The sequence below is a fragment of the Mesorhizobium sp. M2E.F.Ca.ET.209.01.1.1 genome, assembly GCF_004010375.2.
Classification (GTDB): Bacteria; Pseudomonadota; Alphaproteobacteria; order Rhizobiales; family Rhizobiaceae; genus Mesorhizobium.
In genome coordinates, this window is sequence record NZ_SADP02000539.1 from 1 (window position 1) to 352 (window position 352).

A 352-nucleotide genomic window follows, 5' to 3' on the forward strand; every position below is an offset into this window, starting at 1 on the left:
TTTGCCGAAAGGCGAACACGGGGGACTTCCCCGAGCATCGGCGCGTAGTGGAGTGGTGGCAGCGCCGACAGCGCCACTTCATCGCTGGCGACCAACTGCTCTCCCAGCCAGCTTTCGATCAGTGCCGTTTCCCCCTCCGCCTTCAGCCACGCAACGCTGAGCAGCACCGAGTGGAAGGCGAATGGCGTCTCACGGCTGAACTCGGCCGGATAGCCGCTGCTGGTATAGGCCACATGGTCGCCAGAGACATTGCCGTTGACATAGCCCTCGCTGTCCTTGGTGTGATCCTTCGCCATGGCGTTCAGGTTGCGCCACTCCAGCCCCGCATGGCCGCCCGGGATCTTGCGGAAGC

Annotated in this window: 1 pseudogene; it reads right to left on the reverse strand. The window is 63.9% G+C overall.

Features of this window, described 5'->3' with window-relative positions:
- Positions 1-352 (reverse strand): annotated as a pseudogene (locus tag EN852_RS36820) (hypothetical protein); the annotation flags it as partial.